17 protein-coding genes are annotated in these 20469 nt (G+C 54.4%); 11 read left to right on the top strand and 6 right to left on the bottom strand.

The window, feature by feature from the left end:
• Nucleotides 1–149: 149 nt before the first annotated feature.
• The 11 genes from rimP to ACT3RP_RS16010 all read left to right on the top strand — a co-directional run bounded on the left by rimP (nt 150) and on the right by ACT3RP_RS16010 (nt 14069).
• Nucleotides 150–611 carry a ribosome maturation factor RimP gene (gene rimP / locus ACT3RP_RS16060; RefSeq protein ID WP_096276233.1) on the top strand — a complete coding sequence of 154 codons (462 nt, stop codon included), beginning with the start codon at nt 150–152 and terminating at the stop codon, nt 609–611.
• Nucleotides 612–683: 72 nt separating this feature from the next.
• A complete protein-coding gene (gene nusA / locus ACT3RP_RS16055) occupies nt 684–2198 on the top strand; it encodes a transcription termination factor NusA (RefSeq protein ID WP_096276231.1) in 1515 nt (504 codons plus the stop codon).
• Between the two features lie 27 nt (nt 2199–2225).
• Complete coding sequence (gene infB, locus ACT3RP_RS16050) at nt 2226–4793, top strand: translation initiation factor IF-2 (protein ID WP_441685308.1); 2568 nt, start codon at nt 2226–2228, stop codon at nt 4791–4793.
• 18 nt (nt 4794–4811) lie between these two features.
• Entirely contained in the window at nt 4812–5246 is a 435-nt protein-coding gene (gene rbfA / locus ACT3RP_RS16045) for a 30S ribosome-binding factor RbfA (RefSeq protein WP_441685309.1), read from the top strand.
• On the top strand, nt 5246–6166 hold the full coding sequence (truB, locus tag ACT3RP_RS16040) for a tRNA pseudouridine(55) synthase TruB (RefSeq protein WP_444625808.1): 921 nt from the start codon (nt 5246–5248) through the stop codon (nt 6164–6166). The genes rbfA and truB overlap by 1 nt, the downstream gene beginning before the upstream one ends.
• 192 nt (nt 6167–6358) lie before the next feature.
• Entirely contained in the window at nt 6359–6628 is a 270-nt protein-coding gene (rpsO, locus tag ACT3RP_RS16035) for a 30S ribosomal protein S15 (RefSeq protein ID WP_007111823.1), read from the top strand.
• 314 nt (nt 6629–6942) lie between these two features.
• Nucleotides 6943–7743 (top strand): DUF4886 domain-containing protein, encoded by an 801-nt coding sequence (locus ACT3RP_RS16030; protein ID WP_483394150.1) that lies wholly within the window; start codon nt 6943–6945, stop codon nt 7741–7743.
• Nucleotides 7744–7906: 163 nt separating this feature from the next.
• Nucleotides 7907–8830: a hypothetical protein gene (locus ACT3RP_RS16025; RefSeq protein WP_483394149.1), complete on the top strand. Its 924-nt coding sequence runs from the start codon at nt 7907–7909 to the stop codon at nt 8828–8830.
• Nucleotides 8831–8887: 57 nt separating this feature from the next.
• Nucleotides 8888–10411 carry a porin gene (locus tag ACT3RP_RS16020; protein ID WP_483394148.1) on the top strand — a complete coding sequence of 508 codons (1524 nt, stop codon included), beginning with the start codon at nt 8888–8890 and terminating at the stop codon, nt 10409–10411.
• 200 nt (nt 10412–10611) lie between these two features.
• Nucleotides 10612–12780 carry a polyribonucleotide nucleotidyltransferase gene (gene pnp / locus ACT3RP_RS16015; RefSeq protein WP_444625810.1) on the top strand — a complete coding sequence of 723 codons (2169 nt, stop codon included), beginning with the start codon at nt 10612–10614 and terminating at the stop codon, nt 12778–12780.
• A 119-nt stretch (nt 12781–12899) separates the two neighbouring features.
• Entirely contained in the window at nt 12900–14069 is a 1170-nt protein-coding gene (locus ACT3RP_RS16010; RefSeq protein ID WP_441685320.1) for an MFS transporter, read from the top strand.
• A gap of 75 nt (nt 14070–14144) precedes the next feature.
• Here ACT3RP_RS16010 and ACT3RP_RS16005 read toward each other — a convergent pair whose 3' ends face one another.
• The 6 genes from ACT3RP_RS16005 to pcnB form a co-directional block, all read right to left on the bottom strand.
• Nucleotides 14145–15323, bottom strand: coding sequence for an acetyl-CoA C-acetyltransferase (locus ACT3RP_RS16005; RefSeq protein WP_441685322.1), 1179 nt, complete (start codon nt 15321–15323; stop codon nt 14145–14147).
• Nucleotides 15324–15512: 189 nt separating this feature from the next.
• Nucleotides 15513–15893 (bottom strand): aspartate 1-decarboxylase, encoded by a 381-nt coding sequence (panD, locus tag ACT3RP_RS16000; RefSeq protein ID WP_096276210.1) that lies wholly within the window; start codon nt 15891–15893, stop codon nt 15513–15515.
• 28 nt (nt 15894–15921) lie between these two features.
• Nucleotides 15922–16794: a pantoate--beta-alanine ligase gene (gene panC, locus ACT3RP_RS15995; protein ID WP_441685323.1), complete on the bottom strand. Its 873-nt coding sequence runs from the start codon at nt 16792–16794 to the stop codon at nt 15922–15924.
• An 83-nt stretch (nt 16795–16877) separates the two neighbouring features.
• Nucleotides 16878–17669, bottom strand: a complete 792-nt coding sequence (gene panB, locus ACT3RP_RS15990) for a 3-methyl-2-oxobutanoate hydroxymethyltransferase (RefSeq protein WP_444625813.1) — start codon at nt 17667–17669, stop codon at nt 16878–16880.
• A 146-nt stretch (nt 17670–17815) separates the two neighbouring features.
• A complete protein-coding gene (gene folK, locus ACT3RP_RS15985) occupies nt 17816–18313 on the bottom strand; it encodes a 2-amino-4-hydroxy-6-hydroxymethyldihydropteridine diphosphokinase (RefSeq protein ID WP_444625814.1) in 498 nt (165 codons plus the stop codon).
• A gap of 6 nt (nt 18314–18319) precedes the next feature.
• Nucleotides 18320–19708, bottom strand: coding sequence for a polynucleotide adenylyltransferase PcnB (gene pcnB, locus ACT3RP_RS15980; protein WP_483394147.1), 1389 nt, complete (start codon nt 19706–19708; stop codon nt 18320–18322).
• Nucleotides 19709–20469 lie beyond the last annotated feature (761 nt).

Genomic DNA, 20469 nt, shown 5'->3' with positions numbered 1-20469 from the left:
TAGCCGGCGCTTTTGCGAACAAGAGTGCTTTAAAGCGGATGCCGCCCGGGTTGCCGGAGGCACATTTCCGAGTAACGCCAATCAGTCACCTCGCTTTTCTTATAACTCCTGGCCAGGTGTCTGACTCAACGGCTATAGGAGCTTTGTCTGTGGCCACTAAACACGCTGCGCTTCATGCGCTGATCGAACCTGTCGTTGCCGCCATGGGCTTTGAGCTATGGGGCATTGACCATCTTTCCCAGGGCAAAAACTCGCGGCTGGTGATTTATATCGAAAGCGAGAATGGCGTCAGCGTGGAAAATTGCGCAGATATTAGCCGCCAGGTCAGTGCCGTCATGGATGTAGAAGACCCCATTGCCGGTGAGTATCGGCTGGAAGTTTCCTCGCCAGGCATGGCACGTCCCTTGTATTCCCTGGATCAGTTTACCCGCTTTCAAGGTCACCACGTCGCGCTGAAACTGCGCACTGCCTTTGATGGGCGGCGCAAGTATCAAGGGCTGCTGGTGGGTGTTGAGGGAGATGAGGTGCTGCTACAGCTGGATAGCGAAGAGTACTGCTTTCCAATTGAAAGTATTGATTCTGCTCACATTGTACCGCAGTTCGACAATTGACCGAGTGGCGGCGCTGCCGGCAGGCTGCCGGGGTGATGCACATAAGGATAGGTTTTCTGGCGAGGCATACGCATGAGTAAAGAAATTTTAATGGTCGTTGACGCGATCTCCAATGAGAAGGGCGTCCCGCGTGATGTCATCTTCGCAGCGGTAGAAGCCGCTCTTGCGAGCGCGTCACGCAAGCGTTTTGATAAAGAAGAAGCCAATGTGCGCGTGCATATTGACCGCCGCACCGGCGAATACGAAACCTTCCGCTTCTGGACAGTCGTGGAAGATGACGAATTCGAAACGCCTGATTACGAAATTAAAGAGACCATCGCCGAGCAGCGTGACCCGCCGCTTAAGCTAGGCGACGTGGTTGAAAAAAGCATTGAAAGCGCGTCTTTTGGCCGTATTGCTGCGCAAACCGCCAAGCAAGTGATCGTGCAAAAAGTGCGCGAGGCTGAGCGTGCAGAAGTGGTGCGTCAGTACGCTGATCGTGAGGGCGAGCTGGTTGCCGGTATTGTTAAAAAGACCACTCGAGATGGCCTAATCATTGATTTGGGCGAAAATGCTGAAGCATTTTTACCGCGCAATGAAATGATTCACGGCGAACGCTACCGCATGAACGAGCGGGTGCGTGCGCTGTTAGTTAAAGTGGATCCTGAGGCTCGCGGTGCACAGCTTCAGCTTTCACGCACATGTCCTGAGTTCATTATTGAACTGTTCAAAATTGAAGTGCCTGAGATCGCTGAGCAGCTAATTGAGATCAAAGGGGCTGCGCGCGATCCCGGTTCACGCGCTAAAATTGCGGTAAAAACGAATGACCGCCGCATTGATCCCGTGGGTGCCTGTGTCGGCATGCGCGGTTCACGCGTTCAAGCCGTTTCATCTGAACTGCAAAATGAGCGTGTCGATATCGTGCTTTGGGACGACAATCCCGCTCAATTGGTGATCAACGCCATGGCGCCGGCTGACGTTGGGTCGATCCTGGTGGATGAAGACGCCCACGCGATGGATGTGGCGGTGGCGCAAGATAATCTTGCCCAGGCCATTGGCCGTAGTGGTCAGAACGTGCGTTTGGCCTCAGAGCTAACCGGCTGGCGTATCAATGTCATGACCGAAGAAGAAGCTGAGACCAAGCGCGATCAAGAAATTGATAGCCTGGTCGACTCTTTTGTCCAGCACCTTGAAGTGGATGAAGACGTTGCCCGCCTGTTGGTGGAAGAAGGGTTCACAACCCTAGAAGAAGTCGCCTACGTGCCGCTGGAAGAAATGCTCGAAATCGAAGAGTTTGATGAGGATTTGGTCGAGGAACTTCGTGCACGTGCGAAAGACGAGCTGCTGACGATGGCGATTGCCTCGGAAGAAGCGCTAGACGGTGCCCAACCAGCGGCCGATCTGCTGGAAATGGATGGCATGGAGCGCCATCTGGCCTTCATTCTGGCCAGTCGCGGCATTGTTACCATGGAAGATCTCGCCGAGCAGTCTGTCGACGATCTGGTCGATATCGAGGAGTTGGACGAAGCGCGCGCAGCGGCATTGATCATGACTGCCCGTGCGCCCTGGTTTGAAGTCGATGACGCATCGGATTCGAACACACAGTAAACAGGTCTCGGGCTGAGGAGGGTCACTATGTCAGATATGACAGTTAAAGATTTCGCAGTAAAGGTGGGCCGTGATGCGCCCCGCCTATTAGAGCAAATGAAAGAAGCGGGTTTGAAGCACGCTTCTGAAAGCGATGCTGTATCTGAAGAAGATAAGCAAAAGCTGTTGAGTTTTTTGCAGAAAAGCCATGGCGGTAGCGATACGGCCGAGGCAGGTAAAAACCGCATCACGCTGACGCGTAAAACACGCAGCCGCATCAATACCGGCGAGCGCGGTAAAACCATCGAAGTGCAGGTACGTAAAAAGAAAACTTACGTTAAAAGCGCTGAAAATGAAAAGCCGAAAGCTGCCGAGCCAAGCTACACGGGCCCGCGCCAGCTGGTAGGCGATATGGCTGAAGCCGAAGCTGAGCGTAAAGTGTTGGACGCTCGCCAAGCTGAAGAGAAAGCCGCTGCGCAGAAAGCCCAGGCAGCTAAAGCCACTGAAGAAGCTGCTAGTAAGAAGGCTGCTGACGCTAAGCCGAAAGCACCTGCTGCAGCGAAAGCGCCGGCGACGCCTGATATCGAAGTGCCTAATCTTGAAATCGACGATGCACCGTCGGGTGAAGATATGCCGCCAGCGCCGCCGAAAGAAGGCCGCACTGACCGTCGTACTGCTCCGCCTAAGAAAGCGGCAGCTAAGAAAGGTCGTCGTGACGATGAAGATCGTGGTGATCGAGAAGAGCGTAAACGCGGTGGCGCGGGCAAGAAAGTAAAACGTGCCGAGCAGCGTCGCGGTGGTCGCCGTGGTGGCAACCAGACCGGCAATGGCAAGCACGCTTTCCAAAAGCCGACCCAGCCGATCGTGCGTGAAGTATCGATCCCTGAGTCTATCAGCGTGGCGGAATTGGCCGACAAAATGTCGATCAAGGCCAACGAAGTCATCAAGGCCATGTTTAACATGGGCGCGGCGGTCACCATCAACCAAACCATTGATCAAGATACAGCAGCGATCGTGGTAGAAGAGATGGGCCATACGCCGAAGCTAGTCAAAGATGATGCGCTGGAAACGGAAATGCTGGAAGGCATCTCCTATGAAGGCGAAGAGATTACGCGTTCGCCCGTCGTTACCGTAATGGGTCACGTTGACCACGGTAAAACCTCGCTGCTGGATTATATCCGTAAAGCGAAGGTCGCAACCGGTGAAGCGGGTGGTATTACGCAGCACATCGGTGCCTACCATGTGGAAGATAACCACGGCGGTGTGACCTTCCTGGATACTCCTGGCCACGCAGCGTTTACCGCTATGCGTGCCCGTGGTGCCAAGGCAACGGACGTCGTGATTCTCGTGGTCGCAGCGGACGACGGCGTTATGCCGCAAACCGTTGAGGCGATTGAACACTCCAAAGCTGCTGGCGTACCGATGGTCGTCGCGGTCAATAAGATTGATAAGCAAGGCATCGATCTGGATCGCATTAAGAATGAGCTTTCCCAGCACGGCGTTATCTCTGAAGAGTGGGGCGGTGACACGCAGTTTATTCACGTGTCTGCCAAGACCGGTGAAGGTATGGAAGAGCTGCTGGAAGCGATTCAGCTGGCCTCCGAAGTGCTTGAGCTAAAAGCCGTGCCTTCCGCACCGGGTAAAGGTGTTGTCGTTGAGTCACGCCTTGATAAAGGTCGTGGCCCGGTCGCTACTGTACTGGTTCAGAACGGCACGCTTAAAAAGGGCGATATCGTTCTTGCTGGCCTGCACTACGGCCGAGTGCGTGCACTGACCAACGAACTTGCCCAGCAAGTTGATGCGGTTGGCCCGGCCATGCCGGTCGAGATTCAAGGCTTGGGCGGTACGCCGGATGCCGGTGACGACTTTATGGTTGTCGCGGACGAGAAGAAAGCGCGTGAAGTCGCTAACTTCCGTCAAGGCAAATACCGCGAAGTGCGCCTAGCGCGTCAGCAGAAGGCCAAGCTGGAGAACATGTTCAGCCAGATGGGCCAAGACGAAGTGGCCAAGGTCAACATCGTCCTCAAAGCCGACGTTCAAGGTTCACTGGAAGCGATCAAAGGTGCCTTGGAAGAGCTCTCGACGGAAGAAGTTGAAGTGGCCGTGGTGTCCTCGGGTGTTGGTGGTATCACCGGTACCGATGCCAACTTGGCGCTAGCATCTGAAGCCATCGTTGTTGGCTTTAACGTCCGTGCTGACGCCGCTGCCCGCGAGATTATCGAGCGTGAAGGCTTGGATCTGCGCTACTACAGCGTCATCTACCACTTGATCGATGAGGTCAAACAGGCGATGAGCGGTATGCTCGCACCTGAGTGGAAAGAAGAAATCGTGGGTATTGCTGAAGTGCGCGATGTATTCCGTGCACCGAAGATTGGCGCGATTGCTGGCTGTATGGTTATTGAAGGCAGCGTACATCGTAATAAGAAGATTCGCGTACTGCGTGATGACGTCGTTATTTACGAAGGTGAACTCGAATCGCTGCGTCGCTTCAAAGATGATGTACAAGAAGTGCGCAACGGTATGGAGTGTGGCATCGGCGTGAAGAACTACAACGATGTTCAAGTCGGTGACAAGATTGAAGTCTTCGACCAAGTGAAGGTCGAGCGTAGCCTGTAAGGTTACGAGGAGCTAACCATGCGCGAATTTAAGCGTACCGACCGGGTAGCCGACCAGCTCCAAAAGGAGCTGGCGGTACTTATTCAACGCGAAGTGAAAGACCCGCGCTTAGGCATGGTCACGGTAAGCGGTGTCACCGTTAGCCGCGACCTTGGCTACTCCGATGTGTATGTCACCCTGCTGGGTGAGCAGGAGCCTGAGCGTATTAAAGAGAATCTCCAGGTGCTTAAACGTGCCGCTGGTTTTCTAAGAAGCCAAATTGCTAAGCGTATCAAGCTGCGTCATGTCCCGGAGCTACGCTTTCATTTCGATGAAAGCGTGGTTCGGGGTCAGCATCTCTCTTCATTAATTGATGAGGCGGTGACGACTGACCGCGCGCGCTATCAAGACGATAGCGATGGCGATTATCAGGACAGTGACCCAGACGCCGAGCAAAGTGAGGAAACTCGCTAGTGGCACGTCAACGTCGCGGCTTGCCGGTTAACGGCGTACTGCTGCTGGATAAGCCCAAAGGGCTTTCCAGCAATCATGCGTTGCAGCGTGTTCGCCGTTTGTTTCAGGCCCAAAAAGCCGGTCATACGGGCACGTTAGATCCGATGGCAACCGGCTTGTTGCCGATTTGCTTAGGCGAAGCCACCAAGTTTTCATCGCACTTGCTGGAAGCCGATAAGGTATATCGCACTCGTGTAGAGCTGGGTGTGATGACCGATACCGGCGATGCAGAAGGCAGGATTATCGCGCAGCATGACGTACCCAGTTTAACCATTGATGACGTGGAAGCAGTGCTAACACGCTTTCGTGGTGAGATTGACCAAGTGCCGCCCATGTATTCTGCTCTCAAGCATCAGGGAAAAAAGCTTTATGAGCTGGCCCGCGAAGGCAAGCACGTAGAGCGTGCAGCGCGGCGAGTAAGCGTGTATGATGCGCGCCTATTATCGTTTGACGGCACCGCTTTTGAGCTGGAAGTAAGCTGCAGTAAAGGCACTTACATCCGCACGTTAGCCGAAGATATTGGCCAGGCACTGGGCTGTGGTGCGCACATTAGTCAGTTAAGAAGGCTTAAAACAGGGCCTTTTTTAGCCGATGCAATGTGGACACTAGAGGCGCTAGAAGCGTTGGCCGATCAAGCCGCTTTAGAAGCTGAGCTAATGCCGGTGGATGTGTTGGTCAATCACCTGCCGTCATTAACGGTCGATGACATCGCGCATTCGCGTTTGGCCTATGGCCAGCCCGTTACGCTCGAAACCGGCGCCTTAGGGCCGGACGACGTAGCCAGACTTTATTATGCCGAGACGTTTATCGGCCTTGGTGTAGTGAAAGGCGCCCAGGAAGTGGCGCCTAAGCGACTGTTAAGTACCGTCGCTATCTCGTAAACAGCGTTGCAAGGATGCCGCCGTCTACGTAAAAATGGTAAGACGAAGATAGTAAGACGAAAATAGTACGAGCAAGAACGTAAGGCGAGCATTGCAATTCGTAAATTGTAAGTCGCAAATAGCAGATTGAGACTGCAAATATGCGTGGTCTCACCCATTCATTTTTAGGCATATTGCTTACTGGAGATACAGATGGCTTTAACCGCTGAGAAGAAGGCCGAGATCGTCACCGAATACGGCCGCGGCGATAACGATACGGGTTCCCCTGAAGTGCAGGTTGCACTGCTGAGCGCCAACATCAATGGCCTGCAGGATCACTTCAAGACCAACAAGCAGGATCACCACTCACGTCGTGGTCTGATCCGCATGGTTAACCAGCGTCGTAAGCTGCTGGACTACCTAAAGCGTAAAGATTTCGAACGCTATCAGTCTCTGATTCAGCGTTTAGGTCTTCGCCGCTAAGCATTACTGGCAAAGATTGAGAAACGGGCAGCTCCTTGTGAGCTGCCCGTTTTGCGTTGGTGGATAGGCCATTGAGTACAAGTGTCAGTGAGCGGAAATCTGCACAAACGTCTATTTTAATTGTGCGGATTTCCATCCATCGGTGGGTCTGGGCCTTTCGACTTTTGTCGCGTGCGAAATTTTTAACTGTTTGAAATAAAGAAGTAAAGCAGTGAGCGGAATGTAGTTTGCTAAAGTATTTGTGAGGTACTGAGGTGCCTGGACTTAATACGCCTTAGATTTTACAAACGACTCCTTGGATGGAACTAACACCAATGAAAACATCCCTCGCCAGCATTGGCATTCTCGCCATAACCGCGCTACTCCCAGTTTCAGCCATGGCCGAAGCTGAAGACGAAACACAGTCCAATGCCCTTGGCTCACCAAACCCGCAGCAAATCCTCTATGTAGGCAATAGTTATCAGTACTACAACAATAGCCTGCACAACTACGTTAAGCGTATGGCGGAAGCCGCCTACCCGGACACTGCCGATCAGCTCAAGAGCAAGTCTGTGACCATTTCAGGCGCTTCTTTATCGCAGCACGAAGTCAAAAACTATCTGTTCCCAGGGGCCTTGGGGTTTCCTAACCCGTTTGATGTTGTTGTCCTTCAGGGGCACAGCGCGGCTGCATTGAGCGACGAGCAGCAGCAGGAATTTCGTGATGCTGTTCTGCGGCATCATAATGCCATTGAGGCGACGGGGGCAGAGACCGTCCTTTACATGACGCCTGCCTACAGTGAAGATCATGATAGTTACGATGCTGGCATGATCGATAAGATCGAAGAGCTATATACCTCTGTGGGTAATGAGATCGGCGCCCCGGTGATTCCCGTTGGTCTTGCTTTTCAAAATTCCTACGAGCAACGCCCAGAGTTGGCCTTGCATGTTGATTACGATGGCAGCCACCCCTCTCCAGAAGGCACCTATCTAGCCGCCGCCACCGTGTTTGCCACACTCTACGACAAATCGGTCGTCGGTAATCCGTACACCTATTACGGCCGTATCGATGAAGATACGGCGGCTTTTTTGCAGCAGGTCGCCGAAGACACGGTAGCCGAGTACAACCGCCGCTAACGCGCTAAGACCCAAGTCTGGTTGAGTGAGTTGTCTACTGCCAGCGCAGTTCGACTGTCGGCCTGCGCTGCTAGGCGCGCGTGTAACCGTGATTTGTACACGCCAGGTAGAAGGTTCTGAGCAAGGCTATCCACATCTGAATAAATAAAATAAGAGAGCAAAAATGAGAATCCTATGGTTCGCATTAATGGTGCTGTGCCTGCCATTGTCGACGGTCGCCGCTAATGAGCGCGTGGCAAGCCTGGAGGCCGGTGCTGGGCGCTATGTATTTGAAGACCCCTCTACACGCCAGGAGGTGGGGGTCTATTACTATCAGCCGAGCAACTATACGTCGGATACGCCGATAGTTCTCATTCTGCACGGGCTGCGACGCAACGCGAAGGAGTATCGTGACAACTGGGCCGAACTTGCTGAGCGTGAGGGGCTGATGGTCTTGGTGCCTCGGTTTAGCGCGCAGGCCTATCCAGGCGGAAATGGTTTCAACTTGGGTAACGTATTCAAGGCCGGGTCAGCAGAGCAAGCGCGTGGTTTTACTCAGTTAGAGGAGATGAACCCGCCAGATCAGTGGGTCTTCACTCTTGTTGAGAGAGTGTTTGCTGACTTCAGAACGCACCGCAGCCATAGTAATCGTGAAACCTATTATCTGTATGGCCACGGCGCCGGTGCACAGGTAGCCCATCGCTTCGCAATGTTCATGCCCGAGTCTAATGTAGAGGAAATTATCGTCGGTGCAGCAGGCTGGTACACGATGCCTGATGAGACGATTGCGTGGCCGTATGGGACCGGTGGTGTACCGATGCTGAATGCCACCGCGATAGAAGCTTTTTTTTCTCAGCCGATGCTGTTGCTGGCAGGTGGAGCGGATACGGCCACACTTCACACTGTTATGCGCCAGACGCCTGAGACCAATGCGCAGGGCGAGACTCGCGTGGAACGAACTCGCCACTATTTTGAATTTGGTGAAAGCCAAGCCCGGTCTTTGAACACCACATTCAATTGGCGGCATTGGGTTTTACCCGGCGTGACACACAGCCCCAGTCAGATGACGCCCTTTGCGGCTCGCTATATTGCATCGCGAGCACGCTAGTCGAGCGGTTTGCACAACAACAATCAGAATCCGATCCTCAAGGGTCATGGGACAATCATGCTAAATAAAACTAATTCAGGCCGCAGTGTCTTGCTATCTGCGGCCACCCTCGGGTTATTTGTTTTACCTGTCTTTAGTGGTAGTGCATTGGCCAGTGAGGCGACACCTGCCGAACTTGCTGAACTGATTGCGCGCCAGTCTGAGCTGCTGGCTCGTCAGGCGCAGCAATTGGAGGCTATGCAGGCCCGTTTAGGACAGCTGGAGTCTTCTCGGGATACAGTTCCCGTAGCATCAGCGCAGAACCAAACCACGGCGTCTACACAACCCAGCGCTGAGGCGACAGCGTCGGGAGATAGTGCGGCCATTGCAGAGCTACAAAGCCAGGTCGCATTGCTAGAGGCATCCCAGGTTGACCAGTCGCGTATTGACTGGTCGGGTGGTGGGCCCGAATTTATCAGCGCCGACGGCAGCCGTCGTCTGGAGATAGGGGGGCGGCTACAGTTTGACACCTCGGCCACGCGTGGCTCTGATTTTGAAGATCGTAATATCAGCGGCTCAACGGCAAGGCGCTTGCAATTGGATCTTGCTGGTCAGCTATCTGAACGCGTTGGTTACAAGCTGGGCTACGACCTGTCCAACAACTCTGTCAGCATGCGTGATGCCTATATATCTAGCCTATTTAACTGGGGCGGAAGAGATGCAGAGCTGTATGTCGGCAATAAATATGACGACCGCACGATGGATGGTGCTACTTCATCCAACAATACTTGGTTTATGGAGCGAAACTTCGTTAATGAAGCAGTTGCTCCAGACCGTGGCTCATACGGGCTGGGGGTGAAAGGCAAAGTATTCGGCAACAACCGTGACTGGCATGCATCTTTAGCAGTGACCAATGGCAGGCTCGGCGGCAACACCGATCGCTCTGATACGACCACCTACATGAGCCGAGCCCACTGGAATCCCTGGCATAGCGGTGGTGATATGGTCCACTTAGGTGGCTGGGGATTCTATGAAGATTTTGATAGTAGTTCAGGTAATGTGACCAACAACATCAATGCCGCCGATGATTTCAATGACAACGTTACTATTCGTAGTCGTGCTGTCACTGATCCTGAGTCGAGCACTGCTTATGGACTCGAATTGGCTACATCGCTGGGTTCATTTGCGGCGGCCGCAGAATATGGCCAGCGCACCGTTGATCAGCGTGAAGTTGCTGGAGGTCAGAGCCTGAGCTATGACGCTTGGGCTGTTCAGGCCAGCTATTTTTTAACGGGTGAGCAGCATGGCTACTCTCGTAAATCAGGCCTCTGGCGGAGCCCGAATATCAAGAGCCCGGTTTCGTCGGGGGGAATGGGGGCATTTCAGTTTGCCGTCCGCTATCAGGAGTTGGATTTTTTCGATGAGCCCAATTATCTCGGTGGCGAGGGGGACGCAACGACACTTGGTCTGAACTGGTATCCGAACGACTGGGCGCGGGTGATGCTTAATTACACGCTCTGGGACACCCATAATCGCTCTGTCTCCTTCAGGGGGCCAGATGATGGTGATACGCTCTCCGCTCGATTGCAGTTAGTGTTCTAATAAGATCGCTTTAGATGTTGTGAAGGGCAGTGTCTGGCACTCAGTTTTATCCGTGTGACAACGGGCAGCTCCTTGTGAGCTGCCCGTTTTTTTATGTTTTGGCTTGCCCAAAGAGGGAACTGGTAGCCCTATCGCGTTCCAGCGCCTAGAATGGTATCGAGTCAAAACGACCTAAACGAATAGACAAGTAGATATTGATAATGCTGAAGGAAGTCGCTGTGAATCCGGTAAAGAAAACGTTCCAGTACGGTCGTAGCACCGTCACGCTCGAAACCGGGCGTATTGCTCGCCAGGCTAGCGGCGCTGTCATGGTTACCATGGACGACACTGTCGTGCTGTGTACCGTGGTCGCCAGAAAAGAAGCTAACCCGAGCCAGCCCTTTTTCCCCCTCTCGGTACATTACCAAGAGAAGACCTACGCGGTGGGTAAAATTCCTGGCGGCTTCTTTAAGCGTGAAGGGCGACCCACTGAAAAAGAGACGCTGACCTCGCGTCTGATTGATCGCCCTATTCGCCCGCTGTTCCCAAAAGGCTTTATGAACGAAGTACAGGTCGTCTGTACCGTTCTTTCCACCGATCGCAACCACGATCCGGATATTGCTGCACTGCTGGGTACCTCTGCGGCGCTGAGCATCTCTGGCGTGCCTTTTAAAGGCCCAATCGGTGCTGCGCGCGTTGGCTTTAATGAAGAGCAGGGCTACTTCCTCAACCCGACGGTTGAAGAACGGGCGACCTCTGAGCTTGACATGGTCGTTGCCGGTACTGAAAAAGCCGTATTGATGGTTGAGTCTGAAGCCAAAGAACTGCTTGAAGATGAAATGCTCGGCGCCGTGCTGTTTGGCCACCAGGAAATGCAGGTCGCCATTACGGCGATCAATGAACTGGTCGCTGAAGCGGGCAAGCCACGCTGGGAGTGGCAGGCCGCTGAAGAAAATGCGGAATTAAAAGCTGCCATGAGCGATGCTTTTGAAGCCAAGGTAGGCGATGCTTACCGCATTACCGATAAAATGCAGCGTCAGGATGCGCTGGCGGCGCTGAAAGATCAGGCGGTTGAGCAACTAGTCGCCGTTGAAGGCGAGCCCGTTAACGATAAGTTTACTAAAGATGAAGTGAAAGGTGCTTTCGCGGGTCTTGAAAAACGCGTCGTGCGTTCACGTGTGGTCAAGGGCGAGCCGCGTATTGACGGCCGTGATAACCAAACAGTGCGCCCGCTAGCCATCGAAGTGGGTGTGTTGCCGAAGACTCATGGGTCGGCCGTGTTTACTCGCGGTGAAACGCAGGCTATTGCCATTGCCACGCTGGGCACGCTGCGTGACTCTCAGCTGATTGAGTCTTTAGAAGGCGAGCGTAAAGACCGCTTTATGCTGCACTACAACTTCCCTCCTTATTCCGTTGGTGAAGCTGGCTTCATGGGTGGTCCGAAGCGTCGCGAAATCGGTCACGGCCGCTTAGCGCGCCGCGGCATTCAGGCAATGCTGCCTTCCGCTGACGTTTTCCCGTATACCATTCGCGTAGTATCTGAAATCACCGAGTCTAACGGCTCAAGCTCAATGGCTTCAGTCTGTGGCTCTTCATTGGCCCTGATGGATGCAGGCGTACCGCTGAAAGCGCCGGTAGCCGGTATCGCCATGGGCCTGGTGAAAGATGCTGACGGCTTTGCGGTATTGACCGATATCCTGGGTGACGAAGATCACCTCGGCGACATGGATTTTAAAGTCGCCGGTTCTGAAGAGGGCATTACCGCCCTGCAGATGGACATTAAGATCGAAGGCATCAACGAAGAGATTATGGAGCTCGCACTGCAGCAAGCACTGGCTGCGCGACTGAGTATTCTTGAGCAAATGAATGTCGTGATCAGCCAGAGCCGCACCGATGTCTCTGACAACGCACCGTCCATGGCGACGATCAAAATCGATCCTGACAAAATCCGTGATGTCATTGGTAAAGGTGGTGCGACGATTCGCAAAATTTGCGAAGATACCGGCGCCTCGATCGATCTTGACGATGATGGCACCGTACGTATTTACGCGGAAGACAAAGCCGCCGCGAAGCGAGCCATTGATACCGTATTGGCGATTACCGCTGAAGCGGAAATTGGCAAGCTGTACAACGGTAAGGTCGTACGTATTGCTGACTTCGGCGCCTTTGTGAACATCATGCCGGGTACCGATGGTCTGGTGCACATCTCGCAGATCGTTGCCGAGCGTGTTAATAACGTGCGCGACTTCTTGAACGAAGGCGATGACGTGATCGTGAAAGTGCTCGATATTGACAACCGCAATCGCGTGAAGCTGTCGATGAAAGAGATCACCGAAGAAGAAAAGACTGCTTTCGCAGCGCAAGAAGCGGAAACCGACACCACGATTTAACATGCAGGTCGTTAAATCGTAATTCGGTTTCTGATACCGCCCTCGTAGCCTCTGGTTACGAGGGCGGTGTTGTTTGATAGGCACGCTTATATTGTCAGCAGCAGTAAGAGAGAGTCGCTATGGAGCAGGAACAAGCGCCGCGGTGGAGAGCGGTGGTGGCCGTGATGATCGGCATTTTTTTATTGGTGACCGCTGAGCAGTTGCCTATCGGGTTATTGTCTCAAGTGGCCTCGGCGATGGGCGTGACGCCAGGCACGGCGGGGTTAATGGTGACCGTGCCCGGCGTCATTGCGGCTTTTTCAGCCCCGCTTTTGCCGGTAGCCGTGGGGCGCTTGGATCGGCGCATCATGCTCACGCTGCTGATGATGGTGATGGTGCTGGGCAGTGTGTTGACGGCGCTGGCAAGCAGCTTTGCACTGCTGCTTGCCGCGCGCGTGCTGGTCGGGTTGAGTATTGGTGGATTTTGGGCGGTAGCTGGAAGTATTGCGCCACGCCTAGTGCCCGAAGCTAAGGTGCCGAAGGCGATGACGCTTATTTTTGGTGGCGTAGCGGCGGCGTCAGTACTGGGTGTACCGCTTGGCACGCTGCTGGGAGATCTTAGCAACTGGCGAGTCGCCTTTGGTGCGCTAGGCGGGTTCAGCCTGCTAACGGCCATCGCGCTATGGTGCTGGCTACCCCCTTTGCCGCCGAGAGAGCCGGTGCGTTTACGCGTGCTAGCGCAGCAGCTAAGTAATCGTGGCGTGCGGGTGGCCGTGCTCACAACGGGGTTTGTGGTGGTGGGGCACTTCGCGGCCTATACCTTTATTAGCCCTATTCTGCAGGAAATAAGCGGTATTTCTCAGCGCCATGTGGGCAGCCTGCTGCTGCTTTACGGCGCAGCGGGTATTTTGGGCAATATAGCGGCAGGCGTATTTGCCGGGCGCCACCCGTACCGTGCCGTGCTGGCCATTCCTAGTTTGCTACTACTGGTTGTCGCGGCCTTCCCATTGCTGGGCATTCAACCGCAAAGCGGCGTTATCTTGCTGATGATTTGGGGGGCGGTTTTCGGCAGTGTATCGGTGAGTATTCAGACCTGGATTCTACGCACCGCGCCGAATACGGAAGCCGCCACGGCCTTGATGGCCTTTGCGTTTAATATGTCGATCGGCCTGGGAGCGATGCTGGGCGGGCGAATCGTCGATGGCACTAGCTTGCCCATTGCCATGTGGGCTGCATCGATATTCTTTCTGATGGGCGCGTTGCTAGTGTTGAGGACACCACCTAGGGTGGTGGGTGTAAAGACTCGCTGAAGGCATGGCATTAAAAAAGCCCTCATCTACTGATGAGGGCTTGTTGAGGCTAGCTAAATAACGCAGGCGAGGCCGTTAAGGACGCTCAATGGCAAGCGCTACACCCTGACCGCCGCCGATACATAGCGTCGCTAGGCCTTTCTTGGCGTCTCGGGCGATCATTTCGTGTAGCAGTGTGACCAACACGCGACAGCCTGAGGCACCGATAGGGTGCCCGATAGCAATGGCGCCACCGTTAACGTTTACCTTGCTGACATCCCAGCCTAGCTCTTTATTAACAGACAGGGCTTGGGCAGCGAAGGCTTCGTTGGCCTCGATAAGATCAAGGTCATCCAGGCTCCAGCCAGCTTTTTCTAAACAGCGGCGGGTGGCCGGTGCCGGGCCGATGCCCATAATCGCAGGGTCTACCCCAGCGTTGGCATAGCCTGCAATGCGCGCCAGCGGCTCAAGGCCTAACTGCTTGGCTTTTTCAGCGGAGCAGAGCATAACCACCGCCGCGCCGTCGTTCAGCCCCGACGCGTTACCGGCGGTGATCGTACCGTCTTTCTTAAACGCAGGGCGCATGCCGCTGAGTTTATCGGCCGTGACTTCTCGCGGATTTTCATCGGTATCAAAGACCAGCGGATCGCCTTTACGCTGGGGAATTTCCACCGGCACGATCTGGCCCTTAAACTTACCTTCTTTGATCGCTGCTGCGGCTTTCTGCTGGGAAGACGCCGCGAATTCATCCATCGCTTCGCGGGTGATGCTGTATTTCTCGGCTAAATTCTCGGCGGTAATACCCATGTGATAGTCATTGAACGCATCCCACAGGCCATCGTGGACCATGGAATCAATGGCTTTCCAGTCACCCATGCGTTGTCCGGTGCGTGAGTTGGGTAGCACGTGAGGTGATGCGGACATATTCTCCTGGCCGCCTGCCAAAATGATGTCAGCGTCGCCACAGCGAATCGCCTGAGCCGCTAGGTGAAGCGCTTTAAGACCTGAGCCGCAGACTTTATTGATGGTCATGGCCGGCACCGAGTTTGGCAGGCCTCCTTTAATCGCCGCTTGGCGAGCCGGATTCTGACCTACGCCGGCGGTGAGCACTTGGCCTAGCAGCACTTCGTCAATTTGATCAGGGGCAACGCCGGTAGATGCGAGGATATCTTTGATCACCAGCGCACCAAGGTCGCTGGCTGGAATGCCCGCGAGAGAGCCTCCGAATGCGCCCACGGCGGTGCGGCGTGCCGCAACAATGACTACGTCTTGCATAAAATGACTCCTGGAGTAAATAACAGACAGGCTGATGCCAGATGCCCGGTAGGCGTACTCTGTCAGCCGACACTCTCAGCCGTCCTTTCAGGATAGAGGAAGGGTATGCGTTGCGGCAATACGCATTTATAAGCAAATAAAAGCGGGCCACGTCAGGGCCCGCTGCTTAATCTGTCTAGCGCCTTCTACTTAGGCTAACTGCACTGGAATAATGTTGCTGGTGTGGCTAACGTCATTACCTTCTTGTAGGTAGACCAGCGCGGGCTGATGGCAGGCCAGTTCGGCTTGTGAGTAGTGAGCATAGCTGCAGATAATGATGCGATGACCGGGAGCCGCCAGGTGGGCAGCCGCACCGTTGATCGAGATTAGTTTGGAGCCTTCCTCTCCGCGAATGGCGTAGGTCGTGAAGCGCTCGCCATTTTCGACGTTATAAATCTGAATCTGTTCATTTTCACGAATGCCGGCCAGATCCAGCAGGTCGCCGTCGATGGCGCAGGAGCCTTCGTAATTAAGTACCGCGTGGGTGACGCGGGCCATGTGCAGCTTGGCTTTGAGCATAATGGTATGCATGTGAGCTCCTTTATTTCCCTGTATTTTTTTATTTTGTAGCGGTGTTGATGGCGCTAGCCGGTAGCTCAACGCGGAGATTGTCGATTAAACGTGCCGGGCCGAGCTTGGCTGCCGCCAGCAGCACCGAGTGATGAGTAGCACCGCTGATCGGGCCGAGCATGAGCTCACGTAGTTCAAGATAGTCCGGCGTAAAACCAGCGTCGCTGAGCTCGGCTGTGCCTTGCTGCAAGGCGGCCTCTACCGGGGCGCCGCGCTCCAGGGCATCGCGCAGCGAACACAGAGTGCGATAAAGCGCCGGTGCTGCAGCGCGCTCTTGCTTACTCAAGTAGCCATTGCGCGAGGAGAGCGCTAAGCCATCATCAGCACGCACAATCGGCACACCGATGATGTCGATCGGCATGTGAAGATCGCGCACCATTTTACGGATTACCGCGAGCTGCTGGTAATCTTTCTCTCCAAAGCAGGCAATGTCGGGCTGTACGAGATTAAACAGCATGCTGACGACGGTGGAAACGCCGTCAAAATGCCCGGGACGCGAGCCGCCACACAGCCCTTCGCCCACGACGGGCACATGGACACGCGTCTGGGCATCTAACCCGTTTGGGTACAGCGCGCTGACGGTCGGGGAAAACAGGACGTCGCAGCCTGCATCGCTCAGCTGCGTTTGGTCAGCGCTGAAGGTCCGCGGGTAGCCGTCTAAATCCTCACCTGGGCCAAACTGCATCGGGTTCACAAATAGGCTCGCAACCACAATGTCGGCGTGCTTTCGGGCACAGGCGATCAGCGCTAGGTGGCCGGCATGAAGATTACCCATTGTGGGTACCAGGGCGATGCGCTGGCCGCGTAGGCGATGCTCTCGCAGGATGCTACGTAACTGATCAATATCTCGCAAAGTGCGCATAGTCGTTTCGCGTTATTAACAAAATAAAAGAGATGGCGGGCTAATCGAGCCGGCTTCTAAAAATGTTCTTTTAAAAAAATGTTTTAAAAGCAATGCTCTGGCGCTGGGAAGGTGCGGTTTTTAACGGCCTCATGATAGTGCTGGAAAGCCGTTTGGATGCTATCGGCCTCTGCCATAAAGTTCTTCACAAAGCGTGGCGTACGGCCATGAGTTACGCCAAGCACATCGTGCATGACGAGAATCTGGCCATCGGTGTCCGGTCCTGCACCGATGCCAATTACCGGCACATCCAGTGCTTCTGTTACTGCTTTGCCTAGGCTGGCGGGCACGCACTCAAGCAAAATGACCGCAGCGCCCGCATCGGCAAGCACCTTGGCATCATTGATGATTCGCTCAGCGTTAGCGGCGTCGCGCCCCTGTACTTTATAGCCGCCGAGCTGGTGAACGGTTTGCGGTGTTAGGCCAAGGTGCGCGCATACCGGCACGCCGCGGCGTGTGAGTTCACGAATGCCTTCGGCCATCCACGCTTCGCCTTCAAGCTTCACAAGTTCGGCTCCAGCGCGCATCAGCGCACCGGCATCTACCAATAGGCGCTCGGTTGAAATGTTGCTCATAAAGGGCAGGTCAACCATCAGCAGGCTATGGCCTTTACCGCGAGCGGCACAGCGCGTGTGATAAATGATGTCTTCCATGGTGACAGGCAAGGTGCTGTTGTGGCCTTGTAGCACCATGCCTAGCGAATCGCCGACCAAAAGCACGTCAATACCGGCTTGGCTTGCCGCATGGGCAAAGGAGGCATCGTAAGCAGTCAGGCAGCTAAACGTTTCACCCGCCTGCTTATAGGCTTGCAGCGTGCTTAGGGTAACGGTTTTCATGGCATGCTCTCATCGTGTGCGTGAGGCCAGCGCTGCATAGGCGACCGACCATTATTAGCGCAGTCTTAAATAGTTGCGTGCTGCGATACCGTGATTGTTACCTGATTGCGCGCGCGCTGTCGAGATTTGGGTAAAAAAGTAACAGTTTACGAGGGCGCGTCTTCAACTAACCGCTGAATGCCGGGGTTGGATATCTGGCCAAGCCACGCAGTGAGCGGCTTATGATGCAGTAGGAGTGCAGGCGCAATTTCTGCCAGCGGTGCCAGCACAAACGCTCGCTGGGTCATCTGTAGATGTGGAACGCATAGGCGCGGGGTTTCGATGTGCTGATCGCCGTAGACGAGCAGATCAAGATCCAGCGTGCGTGGGCCCCAATGACGCTGGCGACGGCGTTGGTGCTGCTGTTCTAGCGCTTGGAGCTGATCAAGCAGCGCCAGTGGCGAGAGGCTGGTTTCCAGCGCCGCCACGGCGTTGATAAAGTCCGGTTGATCTTGCGGTCCAACGGGGCGGCTGGCGTAGAGCGATGAAGCTATCACTAACCGGCTCAATGGCAGCCCAGCGAGCCCGTTCAGCGCTTGGCGAACCTGTTCAACGGGTGACGCTAGATTGCTGCCTAGGCCAATATAGGCGAGTTGGATCGGCATTGCTGGCTACTCTGGATCTTGGCTGCGCGGTTTCCGCCGTTTTTTACGGCGACGATCACCCTGGCTGGCCGGATCGCCACCCACTTTTTGCAGCAAGCGGCGCTGTTCATGTTCATCGCCGCGCTGGAAGGCAGTCCACCAGTCGCCTAAGCCACGCGGTATTTCGCCAGCCTGTTCACGTAGCAATAGTAGGTCGTAACCCGCCCTAAAGCGCGGATGCTCGCGGGTCTGGAAGGCTTTCTTGCCGCGTCGTTGGGGTAGGCGTTGCTGTAGCTCCCAAATTTCGCGCATGGGGATGCCGAAGCGCTTGGGAATCGAGGTGTGCTCTAACTGGCGAGATACCACCTGTTGAGCGGCCGCCTGTAGTGCGGGAATGGCCGCCATGCCCTCTTGCTCTAGCTCTTCCATACGATGCTTAACCGGCGCCCAAAGGAAGGCCGCCAGCAGAAATGCAGGCGTAACCGGGCGCTCTTCAGCAATCCGCTTGTCGGTATTGGTGAGCGCTTGCTCAATCAGCTCTTCTGCCCAGGCAGCATCGACCATCGCTTCTTCGGCTTCGGGGAACAGCATGCCGAACAGGCCGTAATGACTGAGCAGACGAAACGCGACTAAGCCGTAGCCCGACATAAACAGCTTGAGTACTTCATCGAACAAGCGTGCGGGAGGAATCTGTAGCAGCAGCGATGCCTGTTCATACATCGGGGCTTCAGTGGCTGGGTCTATCGTGAAGTCCAGCTTGGCCGCAAACCGTACCGCGCGCAGCATCCGCACCGGGTCTTCACGATAGCGTGTAGCCGGGTCGCCAATCAGGCGCAGGGTGCGGGTTTCAATGTCACGCACGCCGTTGGCAAAATCGGTGATACTGAAGTCAGCGATGTTGTAGTAGAGCGCGTTCACGGTGAGGTCGCGGCGCACCGCATCCTCTTCGATATTGCCCCATACGTTGTCGCGCAGCAGTAAGCCCTCATCGGACTGATGGGCAATATGGTCGCTATGCTCGTCTTGGGGTTTGCCACGGAAGGTGGTGACTTCAATGACCTCGCGGCCAAAGCGCACATGGACAATCCGAAAACGGCGGCCGATCAGGCGCGAGTTACGAAACAGATCACGTACCTGTTCGGGTGTAGCGTTGGTGGCCACATCGAAGTCTTTGGGCATCTTGCCCAGCAGCGCATCGCGAATGCATCCGCCTACCAGATAGGCGTCATAACCTGCGCCGCTCAGCCGATAAAGCACTTTTAGTGCGGCATCGCTAATTTGCTGGCGAGAAACAGGATGCTCGGACCGAGGAATATGGTGTGGAGAGAGGGCAGTGGTAGAACTCTCTTGGGGATCGAGCAACGTTTTCAATTGCTCCCCCGGACTGTGTAGGAAACGGGTAAATCCTTTAAACATGCGATGATTTCAACTCGCAGGGTACGAAGAAATGGTCGTCAATAGTTGCTACAAAGCACTTCAAATAAGTACTCAATAAAAACAGTTAGTGGATGAGTGTAGCCGACCCCTTTGAGCTTGCAAAGCACTTGACGCTAGCGTGTGCTAACTCAATCCTCAAATACGGAAAGGGGAGGCTAAGAGAGCCTCCCCTATAAAGCAGTGAATCAGCGTCCATGCTGCTGTTTTTATTCATGATGGCACATCGCTCTGAATACGCACCGCAGTCGGTAGGCGTAAGGATCACGTTAGTTCCGACCGCCTCGTATTCAAAACAATAATCCAACCGCGAACTTTTTCTTACCCCGGGGAATTATTGTTGGCGCCGGGGTGTACACCTGACTGCTATTGTTATTGTTAGTATGCAAGCTGCTGTGTACGTCGCGTCCTTTCGGGCTACTTACTGTGTTTATTATTGTTCTCAGCGCCTGTCTTGCCTGCGCTAGCAAGTGATGAGATTCAAGCCTGTTGTTGTTATTAGTGCCGTTATCTCTACCTGGCCCTGTTGTATTTGTTATGGCTCAGGTGGTGGCAAGGTCATGTTGTTTTTGTTGGTGACCTACCGCTATGCCCAGTTTGTTTTTCTTACCCAGTAATATTGCAGTCGCTGTGCCACCTCTTAGATAAATGATAAGTTTCAGAAGGTTGGCATTTTTTAAATTGTCGAGGAACTTTTTCTAGCAAGAAGTGTTACCCCTTTTGCTCCCGTTTGTGGGCGACGT

This window comes from Halomonas sp. AOP5-B2-8, from assembly GCF_052376475.1.
GTDB classification, from domain to species: domain Bacteria; phylum Pseudomonadota; class Gammaproteobacteria; order Pseudomonadales; family Halomonadaceae; genus Vreelandella; species Vreelandella casei.
This window is presented reverse-complemented; position numbering and strand designations above follow the sequence as displayed.

What these genes read in the sequence shown, in the direction of transcription:
- nusA (WP_096276231.1), top strand. Translation starts at nt 684, where the DNA reads ATGAGTAAAGAAATTTTAATGGTCGTTGACGCGATCTCCAATGAGAAG.
- infB (WP_441685308.1), top strand. Translation starts at nt 2,226, where the DNA reads ATGTCAGATATGACAGTTAAAGATTTCGCAGTAAAGGTGGGCCGTGAT.
- rbfA (WP_441685309.1), top strand. Translation starts at nt 4,812, where the DNA reads ATGCGCGAATTTAAGCGTACCGACCGGGTAGCCGACCAGCTCCAAAAG.
- rpsO (WP_007111823.1), top strand. Translation starts at nt 6,359, where the DNA reads ATGGCTTTAACCGCTGAGAAGAAGGCCGAGATCGTCACCGAATACGGC.
- ACT3RP_RS16030 (WP_483394150.1), top strand. Translation starts at nt 6,943, where the DNA reads ATGAAAACATCCCTCGCCAGCATTGGCATTCTCGCCATAACCGCGCTA.
- ACT3RP_RS16025 (WP_483394149.1), top strand. Translation starts at nt 7,907, where the DNA reads ATGAGAATCCTATGGTTCGCATTAATGGTGCTGTGCCTGCCATTGTCG.
- ACT3RP_RS16020 (WP_483394148.1), top strand. Translation starts at nt 8,888, where the DNA reads ATGCTAAATAAAACTAATTCAGGCCGCAGTGTCTTGCTATCTGCGGCC.
- pnp (WP_444625810.1), top strand. Translation starts at nt 10,612, where the DNA reads ATGCTGAAGGAAGTCGCTGTGAATCCGGTAAAGAAAACGTTCCAGTAC.
- ACT3RP_RS16010 (WP_441685320.1), top strand. Translation starts at nt 12,900, where the DNA reads ATGGAGCAGGAACAAGCGCCGCGGTGGAGAGCGGTGGTGGCCGTGATG.
- ACT3RP_RS16005 (WP_441685322.1), bottom strand. Translation starts at nt 15,323, where the DNA reads ATGCAAGACGTAGTCATTGTTGCGGCACGCCGCACCGCCGTGGGCGCA.
- panD (WP_096276210.1), bottom strand. Translation starts at nt 15,893, where the DNA reads ATGCATACCATTATGCTCAAAGCCAAGCTGCACATGGCCCGCGTCACC.
- panC (WP_441685323.1), bottom strand. Translation starts at nt 16,794, where the DNA reads ATGCGCACTTTGCGAGATATTGATCAGTTACGTAGCATCCTGCGAGAG.
- panB (WP_444625813.1), bottom strand. Translation starts at nt 17,669, where the DNA reads ATGAAAACCGTTACCCTAAGCACGCTGCAAGCCTATAAGCAGGCGGGT.
- folK (WP_444625814.1), bottom strand. Translation starts at nt 18,313, where the DNA reads ATGCCGATCCAACTCGCCTATATTGGCCTAGGCAGCAATCTAGCGTCA.
- pcnB (WP_483394147.1), bottom strand. Translation starts at nt 19,708, where the DNA reads ATGTTTAAAGGATTTACCCGTTTCCTACACAGTCCGGGGGAGCAATTG.